Here is a 5720-nt window from a genome sequence, read left to right as displayed (position 1 = left end):
GGGGGGTGTTGCCGCCGGGTGCCAGGACTTTCGATGACAGCTGATAGGGACACGGCCAGTTTTAAACTAGGTCTCTTTGTAACGTGGGTGCTTCTAACGAAGGTCATGACACCAGCGACTGGAACAACGCCATACCCATCTCGTTTTCTAGGAGCTCATCATGTCTCCGGAGCATTCCATCGACATATTCCTTGGGTTAGACGTCGGCAAATCTGAACACCACGCCTGCGCCTTAGACCGTGATGGCAACAAGGTCTTCGACAAACCGTTGCCTCAACTCGAATCCGAACTAGCAGGCGTTTTTCACCAGCTTCAGAAGCTTGGCACCGTGCTCGTGATCGTCGACCAACCCAACACCATCGGCGCACTACCGATTGCTGTAGCCCGGGACTGCGGTTGCGAAGTCGGATACCTGCCAGGTCTTGCGATGCGCAAAGCTGCAGATCTCTATCCGGGACGTGCAAAAACAGACAAACGCGACGCATTCATCATCGCCGACACCGCCCGCACAATGCCCCACACGCTACGTGCCGTCGACCGCAATGATGAGGTACTCTCCGCCCTAAAGATGCTGTCCGGCTTCGATGATGACATCGCCCGCGATTGCACTCGCACTGTCAATCGGCTTCGCAGTGTCCTCACCCAGATCTACCCCAGCCTGGAACGAGTTTTTGCTGGTAGCACCCTGACTCGCACGCCGATCCTGGAATTATTGATCCATTACAAGGGACCGCAGGGGCTAAAAAGAGCCGGATACCAACGAGTGTTGAACTGGATGATCAAGCGCACACGTAAAGACCCCACCCCGCTGGTAGACGACATTTTTACAGCGCTGAAAGCTCAAACAGTCACCGTGCCTGGAAGCGATGCCGCCGAGTTAGTAATTCCTCAACTGGCTGCAAACATCCAGGCCCTCAAAGAGCAACGAAACACCATTGCTGAGCAGGTTGAAGAGATGCTCGCTGATTTCCCTTTTTGTGAGGTCTTGATGAGTATGCCCGGAGTCGGCATCAAGACCGCAGCGCAGATCCTTCTTGCGATCGGTGATGGCTCCGACTTCGCTAGTGCTGGCCACTTAGCTGCTTATGCTGGAATAGCACCCGTGACTAGACGATCAGGTTCGTCGATCAGAGGTGAGTTCCCGGCACGGTCAGGCAATAAACGACTGAAAAACGCCTTGTTCTACTCCGCATTCGCAGTTATCCGCAGCCACGAACCGTCACGGCGGTATTACGAACGCAAACGCGCTGAAGGAAAACGCCACAACGCAGCAGTCATCTGCCTGGCACGACGCCGATGCAATGTCATCTACGCGATGCTGAAAAACAAGGAGTTCTTCCGCGAAATCCCGCCACGCCCCGTCGCCGCATAAAGCCCCAAAGACGAAGCCGACCAGCACACGCTGGCCGGCTCCTAGGCACGCCTAAGAAACTACTCCCAAGACTGCGCTCGTCAACATCGGTCTGACACTTGACAAAAACATAGGGACACCCCCCAACACCACCCCACCCCAAAGTTCAATACATTGAACTTGGTGATTCATTGAACTGAACACTATTCTTGGCTGTCATGAGTATTAGCGTCCAGAACTTGAGCGTGAGCTACGGCGCGAACACCGCGATTCGGAACATCAGCTTCACCCTCGACTCCCCCGGCATGCACGGCATCATCGGCCCCAATGGCTCGGGCAAATCCACCCTCATGAAGGCGATGCTTCAGATCCTGGACAAGCGTCACGTCCACGGCACAAGCACCACCGGCACCCCTGCCGACTACCCCGTCACCCTCGACGGCAAGGACCCCGCCGAGCAGCGCCGCGCAATCGCGTATATCGAGCAGCGCTCTGACCTCGACCGCAACTTCCCCACCAGCGTCTTCGACACCGTCCTGATGGGAACCTACCCACGCCTGGGTCTTTTCCACCGCCCCGGCAAGACCGAACGCGAAGCAGCCACCCAGGCTCTCAAGGACGTCGACATGTGGGACTTCCGCCACCGCCACATCAGCGAACTCTCGGGCGGACAGTTCCAGCGCGTCCTCTTTGCCCGCGCCATCGTCCAGGACGCGGAGTACATCTTCCTGGACGAGCCCTTCGTCGGCATCGACGTCCCCAGCGAGAAGACGATCGTGACCCTGCTGCGGCAGATGGCGGACGCGGGCAAGCACGTCGTCGTCGTGCACCACGACATGAACACGGTGCGCGACTACTACGACGACCTCATCGTCCTCAACGGCGAGCTCGTCGCGGCGGGTCCCACCGAGGAGGTCTTCGTCCCCGACGTGCTGCAGAAAGCCTTCGGCGCGCTCGTCATCCGCGAGCCGTCAGCACCAGCCCACCCCACGCCACGGCAGGCAGCCCTTCAGGAGGAGACAGCATGATCGCGGAGTTCCTCGACTCACTACTCAGCCACGGCTACCTGCAAAAAGCGCTGATCACCTCGGTGATCGTGGGCGTGGCCTGCGGCATCGTCGGCAGCTTCATCGTGCTGCGCGGCATGGCCCTGATCGGTGATGCCATCTCGCACGCCGTACTACCGGGGGTCGCGGCCTCCTACCTGCTCGGCACGAACCTCTTCCTCGGGGCGGTGGTCGCGGGCCTACTCGCCACACTGGCGATCGGGCTGATCAGCGAACGCTCCACGGTGAAGAATGATTCGGCGATCGGCATCGTCTTTTCCACCTTCTTCGCGATCGGCGTGCTGCTCATGGCGAAAGCACAGACGGCGACGGATCTGACGGAGATCCTCTTCGGCAACGTCCTGACCGTTCAGGACGCCGACCGCAACCTCTCAATCGGTATTGCCGCTGCCGTGCTGATTCTCACGCTGGTCTTTTACAAGGAGCTCAAGCTCAGCACCTTCGACCCCATCATGGCGCAGTCGGCTGGCGTGCCCGTGCGGGCAATCCACTACGGGCTGATGGTGGTGCTCACGCTGGTGACGGTCATTTCCCTGCAGACGGTGGGCGTGATCCTGGTGGTCTCCCTGCTGATTACTCCGGCGTCGGCGGCGTACCTGCTGACGAACCGGCTGGGAGTGATGATCGGGCTTTCAGTGGCGATCTCGGCGCTCAGCTCCGTAGTGGGGCTGTTCCTGAGCTATAGCTACAACGTGTCCTCCGGCGTGACGATCGTGCTGACCGCCAGCGCGCTGTTCCTGCTGGCTTTCCTCTTCGCGCCAGGCAAGGGACTGATTGCTCGCTCGCTGGGCAATAAGCCACTGGCCGCGCTGTTGGCCCTCCTGGTGGGCGGTGCCCTCGTGTTCGGGGCCGTGACCTTCTCGACGGAGGAGAAGGCAGACGGTGAGCAGCTGAACGTCGTCACCACCTTCACGCTGCTGGCGGACCTGGTGGAGGAGATCGGCGGCGAGGCGGTGGACGTCCATAACCTCGTGCCGACCGGCACGGACCCGCACGACTACGACCCCCTGCCCGCGGACCTGGATGCGACGAGCGACGCCGACCTGCTGTTCTACAACGGGCTGAACCTCGAGGGCGGTGAGCACGGCTGGCTCGCGAAACTGAAAAACACCGCGGGCCTGGACGATTCCCAGATGGTCGAGGCCACCAAGGGCGTGGAACCGAAGTACCTCAAGGACGAAAAGGGCAATCAGGAGATCAACCCGCACGCCTTCCTGGACCCGACCGTCGGCATCGCGATGGCCGAGAACGTGACCGCGGCGCTGGCCGAGGCCCTGCCCGAGCGTGCCGAGCACATCGAGGAGAAGGGGGCGGAGTACAAGGCCATGCTGGAGAGCATCGACGCCGACTACCGCGAGCAGATCGGTGCGCTGCCGAAGGAGGATCGTGTGCTCGTGGCCAGTGAACATGCCTTCCAATACATGGTCGACACCTACGGCATGGAGCAGCTGTATATCTGGCAGATCGACACGGATGAAAACGGCTCCCCCGCGCAGATCGGACACCTCGTGCGCCAGCTGAAGGACAAGCGCCCGAAGCACCTGTTCGTGGAGTCGAACGTGGATACGCGCCCCATGAAGACCGTCTCGAAGGAGGCCGGGATTCCGATCTTCGACGAGCCACTGCACTCCGATGAGCTCGGCAAGCCGGGCACGGTCGCGGGAACCTACGAGGATTTCCTGCGCAGCAACTTGAAGACCATGATCGCGGGGCTGAAGCGCTAAAACGCGAATGCTCGAGGCCCACATGCGTTGGGCTTCCCCGGTCGCATTCCCGTTACCTTGTGAGTGTCCCCGATAATGGGGATAGTCGCTGGTCCCGGTATGGCTTACCTGCCCTGTAGTTTCCATAATCCGGGGGGGTGTTGCCGCCGGGTGCCAGGACTTTCGATGACAGCTGATAGGGACACGGCCAGTTTTAAACTAGGTCTCTTTGTAACGTGGGTGCTTCTAACGAAGGTCATGACACCAGCGACTGGAACAACGCCATACCCATCTCGTTTTCTAGGAGCTCATCATGTCTCCGGAGCATTCCATCGACATATTCCTTGGGTTAGACGTCGGCAAATCTGAACACCACGCCTGCGCCTTAGACCGTGATGGCAACAAGGTCTTCGACAAACCGTTGCCTCAACTCGAATCCGAACTAGCAGGCGTTTTTCACCAGCTTCAGAAGCTTGGCACCGTGCTCGTGATCGTCGACCAACCCAACACCATCGGCGCACTACCGATTGCTGTAGCCCGGGACTGCGGTTGCGAAGTCGGATACCTGCCAGGTCTTGCGATGCGCAAAGCTGCAGATCTCTATCCGGGACGTGCAAAAACAGACAAACGCGACGCATTCATCATCGCCGACACCGCCCGCACAATGCCCCACACGCTACGTGCCGTCGACCGCAATGATGAGGTACTCTCCGCCCTAAAGATGCTGTCCGGCTTCGATGATGACATCGCCCGCGATTGCACTCGCACTGTCAATCGGCTTCGCAGTGTCCTCACCCAGATCTACCCCAGCCTGGAACGAGTTTTTGCTGGTAGCACCCTGACTCGCACGCCGATCCTGGAATTATTGATCCATTACAAGGGACCGCAGGGGCTAAAAAGAGCCGGATACCAACGAGTGTTGAACTGGATGATCAAGCGCACACGTAAAGACCCCACCCCGCTGGTAGACGACATTTTTACAGCGCTGAAAGCTCAAACAGTCACCGTGCCTGGAAGCGATGCCGCCGAGTTAGTAATTCCTCAACTGGCTGCAAACATCCAGGCCCTCAAAGAGCAACGAAACACCATTGCTGAGCAGGTTGAAGAGATGCTCGCTGATTTCCCTTTTTGTGAGGTCTTGATGAGTATGCCCGGAGTCGGCATCAAGACCGCAGCGCAGATCCTTCTTGCGATCGGTGATGGCTCCGACTTCGCTAGTGCTGGCCACTTAGCTGCTTATGCTGGAATAGCACCCGTGACTAGACGATCAGGTTCGTCGATCAGAGGTGAGTTCCCGGCACGGTCAGGCAATAAACGACTGAAAAACGCCTTGTTCTACTCCGCATTCGCAGTTATCCGCAGCCACGAACCGTCACGGCGGTATTACGAACGCAAACGCGCTGAAGGAAAACGCCACAACGCAGCAGTCATCTGCCTGGCACGACGCCGATGCAATGTCATCTACGCGATGCTGAAAAACAAGGAGTTCTTCCGCGAAATCCCGCCACGCCCCGTCGCCGCATAAAGCCCCAAAGACGAAGCCGACCAGCACACGCTGGCCGGCTCCTAGGCACGCCTAAGAAACTACTCCCAAGACTG

4 protein-coding genes are annotated in these 5720 nt (G+C 59.1%); all 4 read left to right on the top strand.

Going from position 1 to position 5720, the window contains the following annotated elements; translation table 11 throughout:
- The first annotated feature begins 160 nt into the window (after positions 1 to 160).
- The 4 genes from JQ46_RS02255 (at position 161) to JQ46_RS02240 (ending at position 5646) form a co-directional block, all read left to right on the top strand.
- The gene (locus tag JQ46_RS02255; protein WP_034985101.1) at positions 161 to 1372 is read left to right on the top strand and encodes an IS110 family transposase; all 1212 of its coding nucleotides are present in this window, start codon (positions 161 to 163) and stop codon (positions 1370 to 1372) included.
- Positions 1373 to 1569: 197 nt separating this feature from the next.
- The gene (locus JQ46_RS02250; RefSeq protein ID WP_034985115.1) at positions 1570 to 2379 is read left to right on the top strand and encodes a metal ABC transporter ATP-binding protein; all 810 of its coding nucleotides are present in this window, start codon (positions 1570 to 1572) and stop codon (positions 2377 to 2379) included.
- Positions 2376 to 4142, top strand: coding sequence for a metal ABC transporter solute-binding protein, Zn/Mn family (locus tag JQ46_RS02245; RefSeq protein WP_237744678.1), 1767 nt, complete (start codon positions 2376 to 2378; stop codon positions 4140 to 4142). Before JQ46_RS02250 ends, JQ46_RS02245 begins: the two co-directional genes overlap by 4 nt.
- 292 nt (positions 4143 to 4434) lie before the next feature.
- Positions 4435 to 5646 (top strand): IS110 family transposase, encoded by a 1212-nt coding sequence (locus JQ46_RS02240; RefSeq protein WP_034985101.1) that lies wholly within the window; start codon positions 4435 to 4437, stop codon positions 5644 to 5646.
- Positions 5647 to 5720: the final 74 nt, after the last annotated feature.

The sequence above is a fragment of the Corynebacterium jeikeium genome (genome assembly GCF_000738175.1).
Classification (GTDB): domain Bacteria; phylum Actinomycetota; class Actinomycetes; order Mycobacteriales; family Mycobacteriaceae; genus Corynebacterium; species Corynebacterium jeikeium_C.
The sequence above is the reverse complement of the archived record's forward strand: the minus strand, read 5'-3'. Positions and strand labels throughout refer to the sequence as shown.